Origin of the sequence: Lysobacter daejeonensis GH1-9, assembly GCF_000768355.1 — a bacterium.
Lineage (GTDB): Bacteria > Pseudomonadota > Gammaproteobacteria > Xanthomonadales > Xanthomonadaceae > Aerolutibacter > Aerolutibacter daejeonensis.
In genome coordinates, this window is the sequence record NZ_AVPU01000008.1 from 17,609 (window position 1) to 38,218 (window position 20,610).

Genomic DNA, 20,610 nt, shown 5'->3' on the forward strand with positions numbered 1-20,610 from the left:
AAGAAGAAGTCGCATGCTTGCGTTCACGCAGTCGCGGTAGAGTTGACCTGTAATGACGGCGATCACAGGGGATTGGCTGATGCACTGCAGCAACCTGACCGGTGTTCTGTTCGGGCTCGTCGCAATCGCCGCGGCGCCCACGGCGTTGGCCCAGTACGGCAATGCCCCGGGTGCTGGCACCGTCCGCTGCGAATCGCGTGATGGCCGGCTGCGCGAATGCCCCATCAGCCATCGCGGCGGCGTTCGCGTGGCAAAGCAACTGTCGCGGACTGAATGCGTGCGAGGCCGCACCTGGGGGGTGAGCCGCGATGGCGTGTGGGTCTCCGATGGTTGCCGCGCGGATTTCGCCTACGGTTATGGTGCGGATGATGGCGACGACCGGCCCGTGGGCAGTCTTGACCGCACCTTGCGTTGCGAGTCCAACGATGGCCGCTGGAAACACTGCGCAACCGACGCCGAAGGCCGCGTCGAGTTCGTACGCCAGCTCTCGCGCAGCAACTGCTTGCGCAACCAGACCTGGGGCGTTGATCCGCGCGGCGTCTGGGTAAGCGGTGGATGCCGTGCCGAATTCCGCATCACGACTTTCGAAGGGCGTAATGAACACGGTTCCGCCCAGGTCGTGCGCTGCGAATCCAACGATGGCCGGCAGGAGCACTGTCCCGTCAATACCCGCGGCGGCGTTCGCGTGGCACGGCAGATCTCGCGCACGACCTGCATCGAAGGCCACAACTGGCGATTCGATCGCAACGGCATCTGGGTGAAGGAAGGCTGCCGGGCCGATTTTGAAGTGGGTTACCGTCACGACCCGGGTTGGGGCCTGGGCCGAAACGAGTGACGCAAACGGCGCTGCGCAACGGGCGCCGCGCTAGAATTGGCGGATGAATGACGCCCGCCTCGATTTCGACCGTTACGACCGCATCCGCCCCATCCGCTGGACCGGTGACAGCCTAGAGCTGCTGGACCAGCGCAAGTTGCCGTTCGTGGTCGAGTACGTGGCATGCACCGGCAGTGCCGCCGTCGCCGAGGCCATCCACGCGCTGACCGTGCGCGGTGCGCCTGCGATCGGCATCGCCGCCGCGTGGGGCGTGGTGCTGGCAGCCCGCGATGTCCAGGCCGACAGCGGCGCCGAGGCGGCGCTCAAGCTCGAGCCCGCAATGCAGCAGCTCAACGCCGCGCGGCCCACCGCCGTCAATCTGGCCTGGGCGCTGGCGCGCATGCGCAATGTGCTGGGCGGCGCCGGACCGGATTGGCGCGACGTGCTGACGCGCGAAGCGCAGTCCATTGCCGACGAGGACCTCGCCGCAAACCGTCGCATGGGTGAGCTCGGCGCGGCGCTGATCGCCCCGGGCAGCGACGTCATGACCCACTGCAACACCGGCTCCCTCGCCACCGCGGGGTTCGGCACGGCCTTGGGCGTCATCCGCGCGGGCGTGGCCCAGGGCCGCATCGCCAAGGTATATGCCGGCGAGACCCGCCCGTGGTTGCAGGGCGCGCGCCTGACCGCGTGGGAACTGCAACAGGATGGCATCGCCCCGACCCTGGTCGCGGATGCCGCCGCCGCGCACCTGATGAAGACCGGCGCGGTGGATTGGGTCATCGTCGGTGCCGACCGCATCTGCGCGAACGGCGACACCGCCAACAAGATCGGCACCTACTCGCTGGCCATCGCGGCCCGGCACCATGGGGTGAAGTTCATGGTGGTGGCCCCCTCGTCCACCGTCGACATGGCCACGCCGTCGGGCGATGCGATCCACATCGAGGAGCGCGATCCGGGCGAGATGTTCGCCATTGGCGGCGTGCGTACCGCGGCGCCGGATATAGCGGCGTGGAACCCGGTGTTCGATGTCACGCCTGCCGAGCTGATCGATGCGATCGTGACCGAGAAGGGCGTGATCGAGCGGCCCGACCAGGCGAAGATGCAGGCCGCGTTCAGCGCCTGAGGGTTCAGTTTCGGGCGGGTGAAAATGGCCTGACCCTGCAATGTGGGTGCGCGCCGCCGTGCCCCCGCGTTGGCGCGAGCGTCGCAGCCGGTTGAGCCCCGTCGACACTCAGGCCGGCAGGCGCGGAAAATTCCCGCCGAATGCCGCGTAAGTGCCTGTTTCTGCGTGGAAACCGGCGTCAAACAGGGCGTGGGATGTGATAGGATTGAATGTCCTTTTCGCACGCCCTGAAGCGGCCGTCGAAGCGACGTGTCCCGGCCCGCCGGGTGCGCGCGCATGCCGACGTCGCCAATGGCGCCGATCACCGCAGAACACGGAAACCTGATGGCCGAACTCGCCAAGGAAATCATCCCGGTCAACCTCGAAGACGAGATGCGCAGGAGCTACCTCGATTACGCCATGAGCGTGATCGTGGGCCGCGCACTCCCCGATGCCCGGGACGGTCTCAAGCCAGTGCACCGCCGCGTCCTGTACGCGATGAACGAACTCGGCGCGCACAGCAACAAGCCGTACTACAAGTCGGCGCGTATCGTCGGTGACGTCATCGGTAAGTACCACCCACACGGCGACACCGCGGTCTACGACACGCTGGTGCGCATGGCGCAGCCGTTCTCGCTGCGCTACATGCTGGTGGACGGCCAGGGTAACTTCGGCTCCATCGACGGCGACTCCGCCGCGGCCATGCGTTACACCGAAGCGCGCATGTCGCGCCTCAGCCACGAGCTGATGGCCGACATCGACAAGGAAACCGTCGACTTCCAGCCCAACTACGACGAGAAGGAACTGGAGCCGACGGTCATGCCGACCCGGATCCCGAACCTGCTGGTCAACGGTTCGGCCGGCATCGCGGTGGGCATGGCGACCAACATTCCGCCGCACAACCTCTCGGAAGTGATCGACGCGACGATCGCGCTGATCGACAACCCGCTGATCGACGTCGACGGGCTGATGGAATACATCCCGGGCCCCGATTTCCCGACCGCGGGCATCATCAACGGTACCGCCGGCATCATCGCCGGCTACCGCACCGGCCGTGGCCGCGTGCGCATGCGCGCCCGTGCCGAGATCGAGGTCAATGACAACGGCCGCGAGGCCATTGCCGTCACCGAGATCCCGTACCAGGTCAACAAGGCGCGCCTGATCGAGAAGATCGCCGAGCTGGTCAAGGAAAAGAAGCTCGAAGGCATCAGCGAGCTGCGCGATGAGTCCGACAAGGACGGCATGCGCATCTACATCGAGATCAAGCGCGGCGAGTCGGCCGAGGTTGTGCTCAACAACCTCTACCAGCAGACGCAGATGGAGTCGGTGTTCGGCATCAACATGGTCGCCATTGTTGACGGCCGCCCGAAGCTGCTGAACCTGAAGGAGCTGCTGGAGATCTTCGTGCGCCACCGCCGCGAGGTGGTAACCCGCCGCACCATCTTCGAGCTGCGCAAGGCACGCCAGCGCGCGCACATCTTGGAAGGCCTGACCGTCGCGCTCGCCAACATCGACGAGATGATCGAGCTGATCAAGACCTCGGCCAACCCCAATGAGGCGCGCGAGCGCATGTTGGCGCGTACCTGGGAGCCGGGACTGGTCGGCGCGCTGTTGGCGGCCACCGGTGCCGACGCCTCGCGCCCGGAGGACCTGCCGCAGGGCGTTGGCCTGATCGATGGTCGTTACCAGCTCACCGAAACCCAGGCGCAGCAGATCCTGGAAATGCGCCTGCACCGCCTGACCGGCCTGGAGCAGGACAAGCTCACCGAGGAATACAAGCAGTTGCTGGAAACCATCCGCGGCCTGATCGAGATCCTCGAGGATCCGAACGTGCTGCTGGAGGTGATCCGCACGGAGCTGCGCAACGTCAAGGAAGAGTTTGGCGATGCGCGCCGCAGCGAGATCCGCCAGAGCGAGGAAGACCTCGACATCCTGGACCTGATCGCGCCGGAAGACGTGGTCGTGACCCTATCGCACGCCGGTTACGCAAAGCGTCAGCCGGTCACCACCTACCGTGCGCAGAAGCGCGGCGGCAAGGGGCGCAACGCGGCGTCGACCAAGGACGAGGACTTCATCGACCAGCTGTGGCTGGTGAACACGCACGACACGTTGCTGACCTTCACCAGCGCCGGGCGCGTGTTCTGGCTGCCGGTGCACCAGTTGCCGGACGCGGGGCCGAACGCCCGTGGCCGCCCGATCATCAACTGGATCGCGCTGGAAGCCGGCGAGAAGGTGCAGGCCGTGGTACCGGTGCGCGAGTATGAGGAAGGCAAGTACGTCTTCTTCGCTACCCGCAATGGCACGGTCAAGAAGACCCCGCTGACCGAGTTCGCGTTCAAGCTGGCCCGAGGCAAGATCGCCATCAACCTCGACGAGGGCGATGCGCTGGTCAATGCCGAGCTGACCGACGGCAACCGCGACGTCATGCTGTTCGCCAGCAACGGCAAGGCCGTGCGCTTCAACGAGGACGAGGTGCGTGCCATGGGCCGTACCGCCACCGGCGTGCGCGGCATGCGCTTGGCCGAGGGCGAAGGCGAGGGCGACGACGCCACCGCCGGCGCCCGTGTCGTCAGCCTGATCGTGGTCGATGGCGAGGGCGACATCCTCACCGCCTCCGAGCACGGTTACGGCAAGCGCACGTCGCTGGACGAGTACCCGCGCAAGGGCCGTGGCATCCAGGGCGTGATTGCGCTCAAGACCACCGAGCGCAACGGCGCGCTAGTGGGCGCCATCCAGTTGAGCGACCACCACGACGTGCTGCTGATCTCCGACGGCGGCACCCTGGTGCGCACCCGTGCGGCCGAGATCTCGCAGGTGGGCCGCAACACGCAGGGCGTGACCCTGATGCGCCTGGCCGCTGGCGAGACGCTGCAGGCCATCGAGCGCCTGGATGCTTCGCTGGATGACGACGAGGGCGTTGAGGGTGAGAACGGTGCCATCAGCAGTGGCGATGCCGCTGTGGGCGGCGAGGGCACCGTGGAAGCTTGACGTCCCCGGCCGTCCTGTCTGAAATGAAAAAGCCCCGGCCAATGCCGGGGCTTTTTTTCATGCGGTCTGCGTCTGGTTGTGCAGCAGTGCGTGCAGTCAGGCCGGCAGGTGTTCCAGTACGTACTCGGCGGACGAAACGCGGAACTCGCCCGGGGCTTCGACGTGCAACTGGCGCACGACGCCATGGTCGGCGTACAGGGCGAAACGCTTGGAGCGGATGCCCATGCCGTAGCCGGTGGCATCCAGCTCCAGGCCGAGTGCGCGGGTGAACTCGCCGTTGCCGTCCGCCAGCAGGGTCAGGCCTTCGGGTACGTTCTGGCTATTGCCCCACGCCTGCATCACGAAGGCGTCGTTGACCGCCATGCAGTAGACGTCGATGCCACGACTGCGGAACGCTTCGAAATTCTCGACGAAGCCCGGCAGGTGGCGTTCCGAGCAGGTGGGCGTGAATGCGCCCGGTACCGCGAACAACACCGCCCGACGGCCATTGAAAAGCGAAGCGGTATCGACGATCTCGACGCCCTCGCGGATGCGCTGCAGCGGGATCTCGGGCAAATGGTCGCCGACCTGGATGGTCATGGGGTGCTCCTGTGGGTGAGGGCTTCGATCTGCACAGTATCCTCTGCCCACGGCATGAGGTCGATCACTTAAGATTGACGCACTCGGCGGGCAGCTGGCGGCGGACAAGTGGGAGCGCTGAATGCAGTTCAAGGACTACTACCAGACGTTGGGCGTGGAACCCTCGGCCGGCGAAGGCGAGATCAAGACTGCTTATCGTCGGTTGGCGCGGAAGTACCACCCTGACGTGAGCAAGGAGCCCGACGCCGAGGAGAAGTTCAAGGCCGTCAACGAAGCCTACGAGGCGCTACGCGACCCGCAGAAGCGGCAGGCCTATGACCAGCTGCGCGCGCGCGGCTACCGCCCCGGCGACGACATCCAGCCCCCCCCGGGCGGCTTTGGTGGCGCCCCTGGCGGCGTCGACTTCGAGGAAATCTTCGCCGGAGGCGGTGCAGGAGGAGGCTTCAGCGACTTCTTCGAGAGCCTGTTCGGGCGTGGACGTGGGGGGGGCTTCAGCCAAGGTCCGGGGGCGGGCCGTGGTCCGGCGCCCCGCGGAGATACCCGGGCCAAGCTGGCCGTGTCGCTGGAGGCCGTTCACGAAGGCAGCAGCGTCCGCATTTCGGTAAACGGCAAGACCCTGGACGTGCGCGTGCCAAAGGGCGTTCGGCCGGGTCAGGTGATCCGGCTGGGTGGACAGGGCGCGCACGGCGACCTGCTGCTGGAGATCGAGTATGCCGCCCACCCCCAGTTCGAGGTGGACGGCCGCAACGTCATCTACATCCTGCCGATCGCGCCATGGGAGGCCGCGCTGGGCGCCACGTTGAGCGTTCCGACGTTGGGTGGCCGCGTGGAATTGAAGATTCCCGTCGGGTCCGAGGCGGGGCGCAAGTTGCGCCTGCGCGGCCGCGGCTTGCCAGGTGATGCGAGCGGTCGGCATCCGACCGGCGACCAGATCGTGGAATTGGAAGTGCTGGCACCGAAGGCGCACACGGATGCGCAGCAGGCGGCCTACGCCAACCTGCGCGACGCGTTCGGGGATGACTGGCGGCGGGCCTGAGGCCACGCATGGTGGCAGGGGGGTAATGCCCCCGCCGGCTTATCGCGGCAGCAGCTCGGCGATGACCGAAGACAGATCGTCCTCGCTGAAGGGCTTGGTGATGTACGCCTTCGCGCCTTGACGCATGCCCCACACGCGGTCGGTGTCCTGGTCCTTGGTGGTCACTAGGACGACCGGGATGTGCTTGGTGGTCTCGTCGCGGCAGATCGAGCGGGTGGCCTGGAACCCGTTGAGGTTCGGCATCACGACGTCCATCAGGATGAGATCGGGCAGCTCGCGCTTGGCGGCCTCCACGCCCGCCGCGCCGTCTTCGGCCGTGAGCGCCTCATGCCCCAGTTTTTCCACGATGCGACGGATTCCCATCAGCTGCACCGGTGAATCGTCCACGACCAGGATACGCGCCATCAACTCCCCCTTGTTACCGCCGATTGTAGCGGTGCGCGAAGACACCGCAAGCGTTGCTGAACGGGCACCACTCAGAACGTGACCAACGTACGGCCGAAGGAACCACCGGCCAGCATCGTCGGGAAGACCCCCGGCAGGTCGGCCAACGCGACCTCACGCGTGCAGATGCGCTCCAGATGGCGCGGCTTCCAGTCCGATGCCAGATGCTGCCAGACCGCGTCGCGGATGTCGCGGGCGGTCCCTGCGGACGCCACGCCCAGCAATGACACGCCGCGGATGATGAAGGGCATCACCGTGGTGGGCAGGTCGGCGGTGGCGGCCAAACCGGCGCTGGCGACGTTGCCATAGGGCGTGGTCTGGGCCAGCAGGCTGGCGAGCATCGTGCCGCCGACGTTGTCGAGGCCGCCGCCAAAACGCGCCGACTCCAGCGGGCGGGTGGTGGCCAGGGCGTCGCGCCCCAACACCTCGCTGGCCCCGATGGCCTTGAGATAGTCGGCATGCTCGGGTTTGCCACTGATGGCATGGACCTCGAAGCCGGCCTGGCTGAAGATGTCCACGGCCAGCGACCCGACGCCGCCAGTGGCGCCGGTGACAGCCAGCGGGCCGAGATCCGGCGTCTGGCGGTTCTCCACCATGCGCAGCAGGGCCAGCGCGGCGGTGAAGCCCGCAGTGCCAAGGATCATGCTCTCGCGCAGGCTCAAGCCCTGCGGCAGGCGGATGACCCAGCGCGACTCCAGGCGGGCGTATTCGCTGTAGCCACCGTCGCGCGTTTCGCTGAGGCCGCAGCCGGTGGTGAGCACCGCATCGCCTTCCTTGAATGCGGGGTCGGTGGACGCCACCACGTGGCCTGCCACGTCGATGCCGCCCACCAGCGGGAACCGGCGCAGGATCTTGCCCTGGCCCGTGCCTGCCAGTGCATCCTTGAAGTTGATGGACGAATGCGCCGTCTTGATGACCACTTCGCCCGGCGCCAGGTCATCGAGCGCGATCCGTTCGATGCCGCTGCGATAGCCGGCGTCGTCATTGTGGATGCGGAAGGCGTCGAAGGCGTGGGGGATGGTCATGCGTGCGTCCGTGAGTGGTGCGGGGCGGATCCGTATTGTGACCGCGCAGGCCAAGTCCCGCATCCGACGAAGGTGTGGGCTTCATCGGCGAGGGCGGGGCGGGCGCCGTGTGGCGAGCAAGGTGAAGACTGGAAGGCGGCGACCGTGGTCGCCAGTGGGGTCAGCGCAGGGCCTTGCGACGCTTCTCGTCCATCCACTTGCTGGCCTGCGCAGGCTGGTAGCCGCGCATCCAATCCAGCATCGCGCTGATCCCATCGCCGTGCCACAGGTCGCGGCGCTGGTCGGGATGCAGGAATCGCTCCTCGACCATGCGGTCCATCATCGCGATGATCGACGTGTAGAACCCATCCACGTCGAGGAAGGCGCAAGGCTTGTCGCCGATGCCCAGTTGGCGCCAGGTCAGCATCTCGAACATCTCGTCCAGGGTGCCGAAGCCACCGGGCAGGGCAATGAAGCCGTCGGACAGGTCGAACATGCGCATCTTGCGTTCGTGCATGTTGGCCACGACCTCAAGGCGGGTCAGGCCCTTGTGCGCGACTTCCCAGCCCATCAGCTGCTCGGGGATGACGCCGATGACTTCGCCCCCGGCCTCGAGTGCGGCATCGGCGACGATACCCATCAATCCCACGTTGCCGCCGCCATAGACCAGCGTCAGTCCATCGCGGGCCAACTGCTGGCCCAGCGCGATCGCACGCTCGGTGTAGATCGGTCGGGCGCCAGCATTGGAACCGCAATACACCGCAATGGACTTCATTGTGTGTTACCTCCTCTCCAACGCAGAACGGCGCACCGTTGGGTGCGCCGTCCGTGACACGGCATTCAGCTCCAGCCTGACTGGCTCAAGCCAAGCCTCAGTTCGCCTTGTGGATGGCGCGCTTGTGCACGGCCATCGCCGCGTCATGCACGGCTTCCGACAGCGACGGGTGCGCGTGGCAGATGCGGGCCAGGTCGTCGGCCGAACCGCTGAACTCCATGGTCAGCACACCTTCGTGCACCAGTTCGGAGACATTGGCGCCCACCAGGTGCATGCCCAGTACGCGGTCGGTCTCGGCGTGCGCGATGACCTTCACGAAGCCGGCCGGCTCGGCCATCGCCACGGCGCGACCCACGGCGGCGAACGGGAAGCTGCCGGCCTTGTACGGCACGCCTTCGGCCTTGAGCTGCTCTTCGGTCTTGCCCACCCAGGCGATTTCCGGCTCGGTGTAGATGACCCACGGGATGGTGTCGAAGTTGACGTGGCCCGGCAGGCCGGCGATCAACTCGGCCACGGCAATGCCTTCTTCGAAGCCCTTGTGCGCCAGCATCGGACCGCGCACGCAGTCGCCCACCGCCCAGACGCCATCGACGCCGGTGTGGCAGTGCTCATCCACTTCGATCTGGCCGCGCTCGTTCACGCGCACGCCGGTGCCTTCGGCCAGCAGGCCCTTGGTTGCAGCGCGGCGGCCGACGGCGACCAGCAGCTTGTCGACCACAAGGGTCTGCTCGCCCGCCGCATCGGTGTAGGTCAGCTCGACTTCCTTCTTCTTGCCCTTGCCCTTCACTTCGGCCTTGGAAACCTTGGCGCCGAGCTTGATGTCGAGGCCCTGCTTCTTGAACTCGCGGGCCGACACCTTGCCAACCTCGGCGTCCGCGGCGGACAGGAAGCCCGGCAGCGCCTCCAGGATGGTGACCTTGGCGCCCAGGCGGTTCCACACGCTGCCCAGCTCCAGGCCGATCACGCCGGCGCCGATCACGCCCAGGCGCTCCGGCACGGCTTCGAAGTCCAGACCGCCCACGTTGTCGACGATGCACTCGCCGTCGAACTTGGCGAACGGCAGCTCGATGGAGTCCGAACCCGCGGCGATGATGACGTTGGTGCCCTTGAGCTCGACGACGCTGCCGTCATGCTGGGTGACCTTGACCACGTTGCCCGGCTGCAGCTGGCCGAAGCCGTAGAAGGCGGCGACCTTGTTGGCCTTGAACAGCGACGCGATGCCGCCGGTGAACTGCTTCACGATGCCGTCCTTGCGGGCGACCATCTTCTTCACGTCGATCGCGGGCTTCTCGAAGCTGATGCCGTGCTGGTCGAAGATATGGCCCATGTTCCAGAACTGGCGCGAGCTGTCGAGCAGAGCCTTCGACGGGATGCAGCCCACGCGCAGGCAGGTGCCGCCAAGGGCGGGCTTGCCGTCCTTGCCGAGCGCGGCGTCGATGCACGCGGTTTTCAGGCCCAGCTGGGCGGCGCGGATGGCAGCGTGGTAACCGGCGGGACCGCCGCCGATGACGACGACGTCGAAGTTCTGTTGTTCGCTCATGGGGATCTCTGGTGTTCAGCCGTGCGCGCCGTGGCGCGTCCTTGAAGCTGTTGGCGGGGCAGGGCGGGGCCCTGTGTCCGGTAACGCGGACGGGAACCGTCGCCGGTTCCCGTCCCAGTGCGATTACATGCCCAGCAGCATGCGATGCGGGTTCTCGAGCTGGTTCTTGATGTCGACCAGGAAGAGGACCGCGTCCTTGCCGTCGATGATGCGGTGGTCGTAGGACAACGCGATATACATCATCGGCGCGGCGATGACCTGGCCATTCTCGACGATGGCGCGTTCCTTGATGGCGTGCATGCCCAGGATGGCCGACTGCGGCGGGTTGACGATCGGCGTCGACATCAGCGACCCGAAGGTGCCACCGTTGGTGATGGTGAAGGTACCGCCCTGGAGGTCTTCCAGGCCGATCTTGCCGTCACGCGCCTTCTTGGCGTACTCGCCGATCTGCTTCTCGACGTCGGCGAAGCCCATGCGCTCGACGTTGCGCAGCACCGGGGTGACCAGGCCCTTGTCGGTGGACACGGCGATCGAGATGTCGGCGTAGCCGTGGTACACGATGTCGTTGCCGTCGACCGAGGCGTTGATGACCGGGTACTTCTGCAGCGCGTTGGCGGCGGCCTTGGCGAAGAAGCTCATGAAGCCCAGCTTGACGCCGTTGGCCTTCTCGAACGCTTCGCCCAGCTCCTTGCGCATGGCCATGACCTTGCCCAGGTTGACCTCGTTGAACGAGGTCAGCATGGCGATGGATTCCTTGGACTGCATCAGGCGCTCGGCGATGCGGGCGCGCATGCGGGTCATCGGCACGCGCTCTTCCGGACGCGCACCGCCGGCCGAGCCGACGCCGCCGGACTTGGCGTAGTTGACGATGTCTTCCTTGGTGACCATGCCGCGACGGCCGGTGCCCGGCACCTGCGAGGCATCGACGCCGCTGGTGATGGCTTCGAAACGGGCGCCCGGGGGCAGGGTGGCGCCGGAGGCGACCGGTGCCGGGGTGGTGGATGCCGGCGCCGCGGCGGCGGCCTTGGCGGCTTCGGCCTTGGGCTGCACTTCCTGCGCGCCGGCGGCCGGCTGGGCAGCCGGAGCGGCGGCGGCAGCGGCGCCTTCCTCGACGATCGCGATCAGCTGCTGGCTGAGCACGGTGGCGCCTTCTTCGAACTTGATCTCCTTGATCACGCCGTCGACCGGTGACGGCACTTCCAGCACGACCTTGTCGGTCTCGAGGTCGACGATGTTCTCGTCACGCTTGACGGCATCGCCCACCTTCTTGTGCCACGTGGCGATGGTGGCGTCGGAGACGGACTCGGGCAGGACCGGAACTTTGATCTCGGTGCTCATGGGGCGGGCATCCTGGCTTGCTAAAAAGTGAAAAGGGTGGATTCGTAGACGATTATTCGTCGCCGGCTTCGCCGTGCAGCGAGTTGACCAGCGCGTCGTTGATCAGCTGGGTCTGCTCGCGCACGTGGTCCGCGAAGTGACCGGCCGCCGGCGACGGCGAACGGGCACGGCCGGCGTAGTGCAGCGACTGCTTCGGCGCCAGGCAGGCGTTGAGGTGGTGGCGGATCTGGTACCACGCGCCCTGGTTCTGCGGCTCTTCCTGGCACCAGACCACGTCGGTGGCGGCGGAGAAGCGCTTGAGCTCGGCAGCCAGCTGCTTGCGCGGGAATGGGTACAGTTGCTCCACGCGGAGCAGTGCCACGTTGTCCAGGCCCTGCTTCTGCTGCTCTTCCAGCAGGTCGTAGTAGACCTTGCCACCGCAGACCACCACGCGCTTCACCTTCTTCGGGTTGGCGTTGGCGTCGGGGATCAGGTGCTGGAACTCGCCCTTGGCCAGATCGTCCAGCGAGGACACGGCCAGCTTGTGGCGCAGCAGCGACTTCGGCGTCATCACCACCAGCGGCTTGCGGGTGGTCATGCGCATCTGGCGGCGGATCATGTGGTACGCCTGCGCCGGGGTGGTCGGCGTGCACACGATCATGTTGTTGAGCGCGCACAACTGCAGGTAGCGCTCCAAGCGTGCGGAGCTGTGCTCCGGGCCCTGGCCTTCATAGCCGTGCGGCAGGAACAGCGCCAGGCCGCTCAGGCGACCCCACTTGGCCTCGCCCGACGACAGGAACTGGTCGACGACCACCTGCGCGCCGTTGGCGAAGTCGCCGAACTGCGCTTCCCAGATGTCCAGGGTCATCGGATCGGCGGTGGAGTAGCCGTACTCGAACGCCATCACCGCTTCCTCGCTCAGCAGCGAGTCGATGATGGTGACGTCCACCGGGTTCTTGACCAGGCGGCGCAGCGGCAGGATGTACTCATCGCTGGTCTGCTCGTGCTGGATGGCGTGGCGATGGAAGAACGTGCCACGGCCGCAGTCCTGGCCGACCAGTCGCAGCTTGTAGCCTTCGTCCAGCAGGGTGGCGTAGGCCAGGTTCTCGGCGAAGCCCCAGTCGCCCGGCAGCTCGCCGGCCGTCATCTTGCGGCGGTCCTCGTAGATCTTGGCCACGCGCGGGTGCAGCTTGACGCTGTCCGGGACGGCGTTGATCTCGTTGGCCAGCGCAACCAGCTTCTTGCTGTCGAAGGTGGTGTCCACCGGATCGGACAGCTTGCCGGTCAGGTACTTCGACCAGTCGATGGTGAACTCGTCCGGGGTGACTTCCACCACCTCGGTGGTGACCACGCCATCGTCCAGCTTCTGGCGGTAGCCGTCGACCAGCGCCTGCGCGGCGTCGGCGGTCAGCGTGCCTTCCTCGACCAGCCTGGCGGCGTACAGTTCGCGCGGGGTCTTGTGCTTGCGGATGACCTGGTACATCACCGGCTGGGTGGCTGCCGGCTCGTCGGCCTCGTTGTGGCCGTGGCGGCGGTAGCACACCAGGTCGATGACCACGTCCTTTCCGAAACGGTTGCGGAAGTCCAGCGCCATCTCGGCGCAGAACACCACGGCTTCCGGATCGTCGCCGTTCACGTGCAGCACCGGGGCGCCGACCATCTTGGCCACGTCGGTGCAGTACAGCGTGGAGCGGGCGTCCTGCACGGCGCTGGTGGTGAAGCCGACCTGGTTGTTGATGACGATGTGCAGCGTGCCGCCGACCGCGAAGCCGCGGGCCTGCGACATCTGGAACAGCTCCATCACCACGCCTTGGCCGGCGAACGCGGCGTCACCGTGGATCAGCACGGGGATCACCTGCTCGCGGCCCTTGTCGCCGCGGCGGGTCTGGCGCGAGCGCACCGAACCGACGACCACCGGGTCGACGATCTCCAGGTGCGACGGGTTGAACGCCAGCGCCAGATGCACCGGGCCACCCGGGGTGGCAACGTCGGCGCTGAAGCCCATGTGGTACTTCACGTCGCCCTGGTGGGCGAGGTCGCTGTGCACGTGCTCGAACTTGCCTTCGAACTCGTCGAACAGGTGGCGCGGCGGCTTGCCGAGCGTGTTGACCAGCAGGTTGAGGCGACCGCGGTGGGCCATGCCGATGACCACGTCCTTGGCGCCGTTCTGGCCGGCGCGGCGGATGGTGGTGTCCATCAGCGGCACGAGTGCGTCGCCGCCTTCCAGCGAGAAGCGCTTCTGGCCGACGTACTTGGTGCCGAGGTAACGCTCCAGGCCATCGGCAGCGGTGAGGCGCTCGAGGATGCGCTTCTTGTCGTCGGCGGTGCGGCCGTACTTGCCGCCGGCCTTCTCCAGGCGCTCGTAGATCCAGCGACGCTGTTCGGCGTCGGTGATGTGCATGAACTCGGCGCCGATCGGGCCGGTGTACGTGGCCTTGAGCAGGGCGAGCAGGTCGCCCAGCTTCATGCGGTCGTTGCCGCCCACACCGCCGGTGCTGAATTCGGCCTTGAGGTCGCTCTCGGACAGGCGGTGGAAGGCCAGTCCCAGGTCCGGCGCTTCCGGCTTCTGCATCAGGCCCAGCGGGTCGATGTTGGCACCCAGGTGGCCGCGCGAGCGATAGGCGGTGATCAGGCGGCCGACCTGGCGTTCGCGCTCGTCACCGGCGCCAGCGGCGACCGTGACCTGGCCCTTGGCGGCGCGCTTGCCCGCGTCCACGATGCTTTCGATCGCGGCCGAGTGGGGCACGTCGCCCGCCTCACGGCCCTTGAAACCGTCGAAATAGGTTTTCCACTTGGCCCCGACGCTGTCGGGGTCGACCAGGTACTGCTCGTACAGGTCTTCAATGAAGGCGGCGTTCGCGCCGAGCTGGGACGACTGGGAGAACTGCTTCAGGAGGCTGTCCACGATGGTGATCGCGAATCTCTTCAGGGGGAGGCGGGGAGGCCAGCGCGGGCGCGGGCGCTATTCAGGTAATCAAGACCCGGAATTATAGCCACTGGAACGGGCTACGCGGTTAACACTTAAGTCAAACCATTCAAATGCCTAGCGCCCGGAACTCGCTGCACGGCCGTGCACGCTCCCATACGGGGTCGAAGGTGGCCTGCAACTGGCGGGCGCGGGCTCGGTCGTCGAGTCGGGTTTCGCCGTCGAACCGGTGACCCAGGGTGCGGAAGTACCAGCCGCCGGCGTCACTGGCGGCGTAGGCGGGGGCGTAGGCCTGGTCGCCCGGCTCCTCCACCGCGCGGAACTGGAAGGCGCTGGGCAGGCGCTGGGCCAGGGACAGCAGGGCCGAGTGCGCGCGCTGGGGCGTCGTCGGGTCCTGCACCAGGATGCGGATTTCGCCACGGCGGGTGGCCAGTTGCCTGAGCGCCGTGATCAGGTCCGGGTGATCGAGCAGGCCGGGGTCCAGGTCGCGGCTGTAGATGTCCAGTTGCCGGCGGGTGCCCGTAACCACGCCGATCAAGGCAGCCAGCGCCTGGTCGCGGGTCTCCACGGCATTGGCGTGGTCCAGCAGCAGGCGCATGGACTGGTGTTCGATGCCGGCTTCGTCATAGCGCGCGCCGTAGGGCAGGAAGCCGTGGCGCGCATAGAAGTTGATCGCGGTGACCTGCGCATGCAGGGTCACTTCGCGCCAGCCGAGCTTGCGGGCTTCGTCGAGCAGCGCGCGCAGCAGGGCGTCGCCGACCCCCTTGCCGCGCCAGTCGGGCAGGACCGCCATGCGGCCGATGCGATGCTCGGGTGTCAATCGGCCAGTGCCGACGGGGTGGCCGTCGGCGTCGCGGGCGATGACGTGATGGCAGTCCGGATCCAACTCGTCCCATTCGAGCTCCAGCGGCACGCCTTGTTCCGCGACGAAGACCGGCTCGCGCACCGCGCGCAGTTCGGCCAGTCCGGTGTCATAGGGGATGGGCTCGACGTGGAATTGGGCGGGGGGCATGTCAGTCCTCATCTTCGGCGAGGTACAGCTGGTAGTGGCCCGCCGCCAGCAGCGAAATCAGCAATTCGCGGCCGGTTTCGGACAGTGCCTCGTAATCATGCCCGTCGACGGTGGCGTTGTTGGCCAGCAGCCGGGCGTCGGCAAGCGGCAGGGCGTGGTCCTGGCCGCTGACGAAGAGCGTGGCGCCGCGCGCGGCCTTGCGCCAGGCGACTCGTGTCCACGGGTGGCGCACGAGCGACGCGCCCTGCTGCAGGTCCCACTCGATCTCGATGCGCGAGCGATCCTCGCCATTCGACATGACTTCGCCCGCGGCGCGGTAGATGGTCATGAAGCGGCCGAACCAGTCGCCCAGCCGCTCCGGGTCGTTCATGCGCAGCATGTTGAGGGCCTCGACTGCACGCGACATCGCGTCCGTATCGATCTCATACGGATCCTTGGCCGGTTTCAGGTCGGGGTCGTGGTAGCGCAGCGATTCGTCCGCCTCGGCGGCGAGGGTGTCGACGAAGTCGCCGAGCAACTCGGCGGCTGCGGGCGCGCGCATGCCCACCGAGAACGTCAGGCAGGCGTCCTCGGCCACGCCGTTGTGGGGCACGTTGGGCGGCAGGTACAGCATGTCGCCGGGACCCAGCACCCAGTCGTGGGTGGCGTGGAAGGACTGCAGCAGCTTCAGCTCCACGTCCGGGCGGAAGGCCAGCGAAGGCGCCGGGCGGCCCATCGCCACCGAGGCGTCGATCTGCCAGCGGCGGTGGCCATGCGCCTGCAGCAGGAACACGTCGTACTGGTCGACGTGTGCGCCCACCGAGCCCCCTGGCGCGGCGAACGACACCATGATGTCGTCGATGCGCCAGCGCGGCAGGAAGCGGAAGTCTTCCAGCAGTTCGCGGATGTCGACGTCCCACTTGTCCATGTCCTGCACCAGCAGGGTCCAGTCCTGGTGCGGCATGTCGGGGAACATCGCCTCGTCGAACGGTCCGGTGCGGACGCTCCAGCGGTCATGCGCGCGATCGTGCATGACGATGCGCGAGAGGGCCATTTCCTCGCAGGCCACGCCCGCGAGGTCTTCGGGCTGGATGGGGGAAACGAAGTCCGGGAAGGCGTTGCGGACCAGCAGGGGATGCTTCTGCCAGTAGTCCCGCAGGAACACTTCAGGCGTCATGCCCAGCGGGCCATTGCCACCCGCATCGATCTCGAAAGGCAGGACCTGTGTCGCGGGCTGCGCGGACGACTTCCGGGGACGCTTCATGGGGGCATGCCTTGATCGTGGAGCACGCCATTCTACGGGGTGGCGGCCTTCCGTTTGCTCGTGCCTTGGCTCTTGAGCCGCATGCCCACGTGGACGATGGCCTTGATCGCGGGGATCAACTCGTGGCCGAGGTCGGTCAACGCATATTCGACGGAAGGTGGCGAGCTGGCCACCACGTTGCGGGTCACCAGGCCCTTGGCTTCCAGCTCGCGCAACCGTGCTGTCAGCACGCGCGCCGAGATGCGTGGGATGTCGTGGCGTAGCTCGCCGAACCGCCGCGAACCCGCGCTGAGGTACCACAGCACGTTGGGCGCCCACGCACCGCGCAGCATGGCCATGCACTCGGTGAGCGGGCAGGTGGGAGGTGGCGTTTCCACCTTGTTCTTACGGAGCGGCAGGCCCATGGGCGGCGACTGAAAACGGGTTACGGAATGGTAACCACAATCGCATGGTTATCACCAGTTATCAGGTATCCAATAGATACCAAGTGTGTATACGATACCGCCTCCCGACATGAGGACTGCGGCATGGAGCAAGGCAGCAGGACCGAGGCGGTGCGCCGCCTTGGCATCCGGTACCCGATCATCCAGGGGCCCTTCGGTGGCGGCCTCTCCACCACGCGACTGGCATCCACCGTGTCCAACCTGGGAGGCCTGGGATCGTTTGGCGCCCACATGCTGCCCGCCAGCGACATTGGTGGTTTGGTGGACGAGTTGCGCGGGCTGACGGCGGCCCCTTTCGCGGTGAACCTGTGGGTGTCGGACCACGATCAGGGTGGTCTGGACCTCGACGAGGTGTCATTCGACCGTGGGTGGCGCCTCTTCGAGCCCTACTTCCGCGAATTGGGGGTGCCTCGGCCCGAGCGGATGACGCGCGGCCACCCGGATTTTGACGAACAGGTTGAGGCCTTGCTGGAGGCCCGGCCGCCGGTTTTCAGCTTCGTGTTCGGCATCCCGTCTGCGGCCGTACTGGCCGAGTGCCGACGGCTGGGCATCGTGACCCTGGGCGCGGCGACATCGATTGCCGAGGCACAGGCGCTGGAGGCCGCAGGCGTCGACCTGATGGTGGCCACTGGTGCCGAAGCCGGCGGGCATCGGCCCTCATTCCTGGCGAGCGCGGAAGCCTCGCTGATGGGCACGCTCCCGCTGGTTCAACTGGTCAGCCGCCGGGTGGGCGTGCCGGTAGTCGCGGCAGGCGGTATTGCCGATGCCCGCGGTGTTCGCGCAGCGTTCGCCCTGGGTGCCCAGGCGGTGCAGGTCGGTACGGCATTCCTGGCCTGCGAAGAGTCCGGCACAACGGACGCGCATCGGCAGTTGCTGTTTAGTGAACGGTCCGAACACACCACTTTGACCCGTGCATTCACCGGCCGTCTCGCCCGAGGCCTTCGCAACCGCTGGACGGACGAATTGGCCACGCGCAGCACGGAGTTGCCCCCGTTTCCCATCACCAGCTGGTTTGTTTCGAAGTTGCGTCCGGCCGCCATCGCGGCCGGTCGTACCGATCTGGTGTCGCTGTGGAGCGGCCAGATCGCGCCCGACCTTCGCCATCGCACCGCGACCGAACTGATGCGGTCGCTGCTCGCAGAGCTGCACCCCCACCCACAACCCGAGGAAGTGAACGCATGAAGCTCTACTACGCCCCCGGTGCCTGCTCGCTGGCATCGCACATCGTCGCCCGCGAAGCCGGCATCGAGATCGCGCTGGAAAAGGTCGACACCCGCACCAAGCGCACGGAGGCAGACCGTGACTTCCTGGCGATCAATCCCAAGGGCTACGTGCCTGCGCTGGAGTTGGTCGACGGGGAAGTGCTGACCGAAGGCGCTGCGATCCTGCAATACCTGGCAGACAGCAAGCCCGATGCCGGTCTGGCTCCCGCCCACGGCACCCTGGCGCGCTCGCGGTTGCATGAAGCGCTGAGCTACGTCAGCAGCGAGCTGCACAAGTCTTATACGCCGCTGTTCAATCCGGCCACGTCGGAGGAGGTCCGCGAGGAGCGCAAGGCGTACCTGGTCAAGCGGTACTCGCTGCTGGATCAGGTTCTCGCTGATCAGCCCTTCCTGCTTGGCGAAGACTTCAGCGTCGCCGACGCCTACCTGTTCACCGTCACCCAATGGGCCGGCTACGTCAGCCTGGACCTTTCCGATTTCCAGGCGCTGGATGCGTTCCAGGCGCGGGTCCGGTCGCGGCCTGCGGTGCAGGCGGCGCTGCAGGCGGAAGGGCTGGTGCCGGCCAAGGCGGCCTGACACGTTTGGAGGCGGGTCCCGGCGTCTGGCCGGGAGATGTTGTACCGGTCCGGGGCCATGCCAGCCCAGATCGCTGGTGATACCCAATGCGGCGGCACCCCATCGGGGTGATCCGCCGCGATCCGGTTGCGCCGGTGTCCTGCGTCAGATGTCCTTGGCCAACCGCTGGGCGATGCCGATGTAGCTGCCGGGCGTCATGTCGAGCAGGCGCTGCTTGGCCTCCGCCGGCAGGTCCAGGCCAGCGATGAACTCGCGCATGGACTGCTTGTCGATGCCGTGGCCGCGGGTGAGCGCCTTCAGTTGCTCGTAGGGCTGCGGCAAGCCATGGCGGCGCATCACGGTCTGCACGGCCTCGGCCAGCACTTCCCACGACGCATCGAGATCGGCGGCCAGGCGCTCCGGGTTGGCCGACACCTTGCCCAAGCCACGACCCAGCGCTTCAAAGCCGATCACGGCATGGCCGAACGCGGTGCCCAGCGCGCGCAACACGGTGGAGTCGGTCAGGTCACGCTGCCAGCGGCTGATCGGCAGCTTGGCGGCGAAATGCTCCAGCAGCGCGTTGGCGATGCCGAAGTTGCCTTCCGCGTTCTCGAAGTCGATCGGGTTGACCTTGTGCGGCATGGCTGAGCTGCCCACTTCGCCGGCCTTCACGGCCTGCTTGAAGTAGCCCAGCGAGATGTAGCCCCACATGTCGCGGCACAGGTCGAGCAGGATGGTGTCGATGCGCTTCTGCGCGTCGCACAGTTCGGCGATGCCGTCATGCGGCTCGATCTGGGTGGTGTACGGCTGCCAGGTCAGGCCCAGCGAGGTGACGAAGGCCTGGGAGAACTTCGCCCAGTCCACTTCCGGGTACGAGACCGAGTGCGCGTTGTAGTTGCCCACCGCGCCGTTGATCTTGCCGGGCATCGGCAGGGCGGCCAGCACGTCGCGCTGGCGCTGCAGGCGGGCGACGACATTGGCGAGCTCCTTGCCGACGGTGGTCGGCGAGGCGGTCTGGCCGTGGGTGCGCGACAGCATCGGCAGCCCCGCGTACTCATGTGCCATGGTGCGCAGCTTGGCGATCACGCCGTCCAGCGCCGGCAGCATCACCTGCTCGCGCGCGGTGTTGAGCATCAGCGAATAGCTGAGGTTGTTGATGTCCTCGGAGGTGCAGGCGAAGTGCACGAACTCCAGCGCCGGGGCCAGCTCGGCGTCGTCCTTGAGCTTTTCCTTGATCAGGTATTCCACGGCCTTGACGTCGTGGTTGGTGGTGCGCTCGATCTCCTTGACGCGGGCGGCGTCGCGCACGGAGAGCTCGTCGGCCAATGCGCGCAGGCGCGCCACGGCGGCCGGTGAGAACGGAGTGAGCTCGACGATGCCCGGCTCGTTGGCCAGCGCCAGCAGCCACTCCACCTCAACCTTCACGCGGGCCTGGATCAGGCCGTATTCGGAGAAGATGGGGCGCAGTGCGTCGACCTTGCCGGCGTAACGGCCATCGAGCGGGGACAGGGCGAGCAACTGGGTTTCGACGACGTTGGCGGCGGTCATGGGCGCGGGGTTGGCGAAGCGGGGCCGTAATTCTACAGGTCCCGGCGGTAGGGCGTTT

17 protein-coding genes are annotated in these 20,610 nt (G+C 66.9%); 6 read left to right on the forward strand and 11 right to left on the reverse strand.

Translation table 11 applies throughout. The features are described 5' to 3' along the window. Positions 1–79 precede the first annotated feature (79 nt). The 3 genes from N800_RS06320 to gyrA all read left to right on the forward strand — a co-directional run bounded on the left by N800_RS06320 (position 80) and on the right by gyrA (position 4,907). Positions 80–835 (forward strand): DUF3011 domain-containing protein, encoded by a 756-nt coding sequence (locus N800_RS06320; RefSeq protein ID WP_198032484.1) that lies wholly within the window; start codon positions 80–82, stop codon positions 833–835. 43 nt (positions 836–878) lie between these two features. Then, entirely contained in the window at positions 879–1,940 is a 1,062-nt protein-coding gene (gene mtnA / locus N800_RS06325) for an S-methyl-5-thioribose-1-phosphate isomerase (protein WP_036136098.1), read from the forward strand. Between the two features lie 324 nt (positions 1,941–2,264). Next, the gene (gyrA, locus tag N800_RS06330; protein ID WP_036136292.1) at positions 2,265–4,907 is read left to right on the forward strand and encodes a DNA gyrase subunit A; all 2,643 of its coding nucleotides are present in this window, start codon (positions 2,265–2,267) and stop codon (positions 4,905–4,907) included. Between the two features lie 96 nt (positions 4,908–5,003). Here gyrA and N800_RS06335 read toward each other — a convergent pair whose 3' ends face one another. Next, positions 5,004–5,486, reverse strand: coding sequence for a peroxiredoxin (locus tag N800_RS06335; RefSeq protein ID WP_036136101.1), 483 nt, complete (start codon positions 5,484–5,486; stop codon positions 5,004–5,006). A 121-nt stretch (positions 5,487–5,607) separates the two neighbouring features. On the opposite strand from N800_RS06335, the gene N800_RS06340 reads away from it, so the two are divergent. Continuing rightward, positions 5,608–6,522, forward strand: coding sequence for a DnaJ C-terminal domain-containing protein (locus tag N800_RS06340; RefSeq protein WP_036136104.1), 915 nt, complete (start codon positions 5,608–5,610; stop codon positions 6,520–6,522). Between the two features lie 39 nt (positions 6,523–6,561). On the opposite strand, the gene N800_RS06345 is transcribed toward N800_RS06340, so the two are convergent. The 9 genes from N800_RS06345 to N800_RS06385 all read right to left on the reverse strand — a co-directional run bounded on the left by N800_RS06345 (position 6,562) and on the right by N800_RS06385 (position 17,187). Continuing rightward, complete coding sequence (locus N800_RS06345) at positions 6,562–6,927, reverse strand: response regulator (RefSeq protein WP_036136106.1); 366 nt, start codon at positions 6,925–6,927, stop codon at positions 6,562–6,564. Positions 6,928–6,998: 71 nt separating this feature from the next. Further along, on the reverse strand, positions 6,999–7,991 hold the full coding sequence (locus N800_RS06350; protein WP_036136107.1) for a YhdH/YhfP family quinone oxidoreductase: 993 nt from the start codon (positions 7,989–7,991) through the stop codon (positions 6,999–7,001). Positions 7,992–8,151: 160 nt separating this feature from the next. Next, entirely contained in the window at positions 8,152–8,745 is a 594-nt protein-coding gene (locus N800_RS06355; RefSeq protein WP_036136109.1) for an LOG family protein, read from the reverse strand. Positions 8,746–8,842: 97 nt separating this feature from the next. Then, complete coding sequence (lpdA, locus tag N800_RS06360) at positions 8,843–10,285, reverse strand: dihydrolipoyl dehydrogenase (RefSeq protein ID WP_036136112.1); 1,443 nt, start codon at positions 10,283–10,285, stop codon at positions 8,843–8,845. A gap of 123 nt (positions 10,286–10,408) precedes the next feature. Further along, the gene (sucB, locus tag N800_RS06365; RefSeq protein ID WP_036136114.1) at positions 10,409–11,623 is read right to left on the reverse strand and encodes a dihydrolipoyllysine-residue succinyltransferase; all 1,215 of its coding nucleotides are present in this window, start codon (positions 11,621–11,623) and stop codon (positions 10,409–10,411) included. 52 nt (positions 11,624–11,675) lie between these two features. Beyond that, the gene (locus N800_RS06370) at positions 11,676–14,507 is read right to left on the reverse strand and encodes a 2-oxoglutarate dehydrogenase E1 component (protein WP_036136117.1); all 2,832 of its coding nucleotides are present in this window, start codon (positions 14,505–14,507) and stop codon (positions 11,676–11,678) included. A 130-nt stretch (positions 14,508–14,637) separates the two neighbouring features. Next, positions 14,638–15,540, reverse strand: coding sequence for a GNAT family N-acetyltransferase (locus N800_RS06375; RefSeq protein WP_036136119.1), 903 nt, complete (start codon positions 15,538–15,540; stop codon positions 14,638–14,640). Position 15,541: 1 nt separating this feature from the next. Then, positions 15,542–16,783, reverse strand: coding sequence for a ribosomal protein uL16 3-hydroxylase (locus tag N800_RS06380; RefSeq protein WP_052107977.1), 1,242 nt, complete (start codon positions 16,781–16,783; stop codon positions 15,542–15,544). Positions 16,784–16,815: 32 nt separating this feature from the next. After that, positions 16,816–17,187, reverse strand: a complete 372-nt coding sequence (locus N800_RS06385; protein WP_036136121.1) for a winged helix-turn-helix transcriptional regulator — start codon at positions 17,185–17,187, stop codon at positions 16,816–16,818. Between the two features lie 123 nt (positions 17,188–17,310). Between N800_RS06385 and N800_RS06390 the strand changes: the two genes are divergently transcribed. Both N800_RS06390 and gstA read left to right on the forward strand, forming a co-directional pair. Further along, complete coding sequence (locus N800_RS06390) at positions 17,311–18,408, forward strand: NAD(P)H-dependent flavin oxidoreductase (RefSeq protein ID WP_036136123.1); 1,098 nt, start codon at positions 17,311–17,313, stop codon at positions 18,406–18,408. Beyond that, complete coding sequence (gene gstA / locus N800_RS06395; protein WP_036136125.1) at positions 18,405–19,025, forward strand: glutathione transferase GstA; 621 nt, start codon at positions 18,405–18,407, stop codon at positions 19,023–19,025. Before N800_RS06390 ends, gstA begins: the two co-directional genes overlap by 4 nt. Positions 19,026–19,169: 144 nt before the next feature. On the opposite strand, the gene purB is transcribed toward gstA, so the two are convergent. Then, complete coding sequence (purB, locus tag N800_RS06400; protein ID WP_036136128.1) at positions 19,170–20,552, reverse strand: adenylosuccinate lyase; 1,383 nt, start codon at positions 20,550–20,552, stop codon at positions 19,170–19,172. Positions 20,553–20,610 lie beyond the last annotated feature (58 nt).

Bases quoted from the DNA above. Each gene is read 5' to 3' on its own strand.
- N800_RS06335 (WP_036136101.1), bottom strand. From the start codon at position 5,486: ATGACCATCCAGGTCGGCGACCATTTGCCCGAGATCCCGCTGCAGCGC.
- sucB (WP_036136114.1), bottom strand. From the start codon at position 11,623: ATGAGCACCGAGATCAAAGTTCCGGTCCTGCCCGAGTCCGTCTCCGAC.
- purB (WP_036136128.1), bottom strand. From the start codon at position 20,552: ATGACCGCCGCCAACGTCGTCGAAACCCAGTTGCTCGCCCTGTCCCCG.
- N800_RS06340 (WP_036136104.1), top strand. From the start codon at position 5,608: ATGCAGTTCAAGGACTACTACCAGACGTTGGGCGTGGAACCCTCGGCC.
- N800_RS06355 (WP_036136109.1), bottom strand. From the start codon at position 8,745: ATGAAGTCCATTGCGGTGTATTGCGGTTCCAATGCTGGCGCCCGACCG.
- N800_RS06320 (WP_198032484.1), top strand. From the start codon at position 80: ATGCACTGCAGCAACCTGACCGGTGTTCTGTTCGGGCTCGTCGCAATC.
- gstA (WP_036136125.1), top strand. From the start codon at position 18,405: ATGAAGCTCTACTACGCCCCCGGTGCCTGCTCGCTGGCATCGCACATC.
- mtnA (WP_036136098.1), top strand. From the start codon at position 879: ATGAATGACGCCCGCCTCGATTTCGACCGTTACGACCGCATCCGCCCC.
- N800_RS06350 (WP_036136107.1), bottom strand. From the start codon at position 7,991: ATGACCATCCCCCACGCCTTCGACGCCTTCCGCATCCACAATGACGAC.
- N800_RS06345 (WP_036136106.1), bottom strand. From the start codon at position 6,927: ATGGCGCGTATCCTGGTCGTGGACGATTCACCGGTGCAGCTGATGGGA.
- N800_RS06385 (WP_036136121.1), bottom strand. From the start codon at position 17,187: ATGGGCCTGCCGCTCCGTAAGAACAAGGTGGAAACGCCACCTCCCACC.
- N800_RS06375 (WP_036136119.1), bottom strand. From the start codon at position 15,540: ATGCCCCCCGCCCAATTCCACGTCGAGCCCATCCCCTATGACACCGGA.
- lpdA (WP_036136112.1), bottom strand. From the start codon at position 10,285: ATGAGCGAACAACAGAACTTCGACGTCGTCGTCATCGGCGGCGGTCCC.
- gyrA (WP_036136292.1), top strand. From the start codon at position 2,265: ATGGCCGAACTCGCCAAGGAAATCATCCCGGTCAACCTCGAAGACGAG.
- N800_RS06380 (WP_052107977.1), bottom strand. From the start codon at position 16,783: ATGAAGCGTCCCCGGAAGTCGTCCGCGCAGCCCGCGACACAGGTCCTG.
- N800_RS06390 (WP_036136123.1), top strand. From the start codon at position 17,311: ATGGAGCAAGGCAGCAGGACCGAGGCGGTGCGCCGCCTTGGCATCCGG.